Source organism: Pseudonocardia pini (assembly GCF_013870575.1).
GTDB classification, from domain to species: domain Bacteria; phylum Actinomycetota; class Actinomycetes; order Mycobacteriales; family Pseudonocardiaceae; genus Pseudonocardia; species Pseudonocardia pini.
On sequence record NZ_JACBXB010001188.1, the window covers coordinates 1 to 1,125 of the forward strand.

Sequence of the window (1,125 nt, forward strand, 5' to 3'; positions counted from 1 at the left end):
TCGATCCGACGACGCAGCTCCGCGCCGCCGGGTCGGGTGAACAGCACCTCGTCGCCCGCGACGGGGTCGGCGTCGAGGTCCAGCAGCCTGCGCAGCCGGGCGACGGCGGGCCCGAGGTCGCGGGGCTCGGCGAACCGCAGGTCCGCGTGGACGTGACCCGAGGTGTGGTCCCCGAGGTGCACCGTCACCGTCCCGGGTCCGTGGGGGAGCCGCAGGGTGCGGCGGTAGACGCCCGCCTCCAGCGACTCGACGCCGGTGAGGGCCCGGGAGGCGAAGTGCTGCAGCAGGCCCGCGGCGTCGAACGGCTCGCGGTGCGGCAGCCGCAGCGACAGCGTGCCCGCGGCCGGTGTGGCGCCGCGGCGCGCACTCTCCTTCCGCAGCACGCTCGGCGTGACGGCGTACACCTCGCGGACGGTGTCGTTGAACTGCCGCACGCTCGCGAACCCGGCGGCGAACGCGATGTCCGCCATGGACATCGTCGTGGTCTCGATCAGCAGCCGGGCGGTGTGGGCGCGGTGCGCCCTGGCGAGCGCGAGGGGACCCGCGCCCAGCTCGGCGGCGACGATCCGGGTCAGGTGGCGTTCCGAGTAGCCGAGCCGCGCGGCCAGTCCGGCGACCCCGGACCGCTCCACGACGCCGTCGGAGATCAGCCGCATCGCGCGGGCGGCCAGGTCGGAGCGGCCGTTCCAGTCCGGCGAGCCGGGGACGGCGTCGGGCAGGCAGCGGCGGCAGGCGCGGTAGCCGTGCTGCTGCGCGGCGGCCGCGGTGGTGAAGAACTCGACGTTGCGGATCTTGGGGGTGGTGGCGGGGCAGCTCGGTCGGCAGTAGATGCCGGTGGTGCGCACCGCCGTGATGAAGACGCCGTCGAACCGGGAGTCGCGCGAGGCGACGGCCCGGTAGCAGCGTTCGGTGTCCAGCACGAGAGTGACTCTGCCACGCCCGATGCCCGGGTTCTCGCGGGAATCGGACACCACCGTGAGAGGGTTCTCATCGGGCTCTCATCGGCCGGCCACCCGCGGCGACCAGGGTCGTGGTGTGCGTCGCCTCCCCCTCCTGGTCGTCGGGTCCGTGTTCGCCGTCGTGGCGTTGGCGTTCGTCGGGGTCCTGCTGCTGGGGCGCGGGACG

Annotated in this window: 1 protein-coding gene; it reads right to left on the reverse strand. The window is 74.7% G+C overall.

Annotation, left to right across the window (positions count from 1 at the left end; translation table 11 throughout):
• Positions 1-920: bifunctional transcriptional activator/DNA repair enzyme AdaA (locus tag H5J29_RS33705; protein WP_312858521.1), on the reverse strand; the 920-nt coding region annotated here is incomplete at its 3' end.
• Positions 921-1,125: the final 205 nt, after the last annotated feature.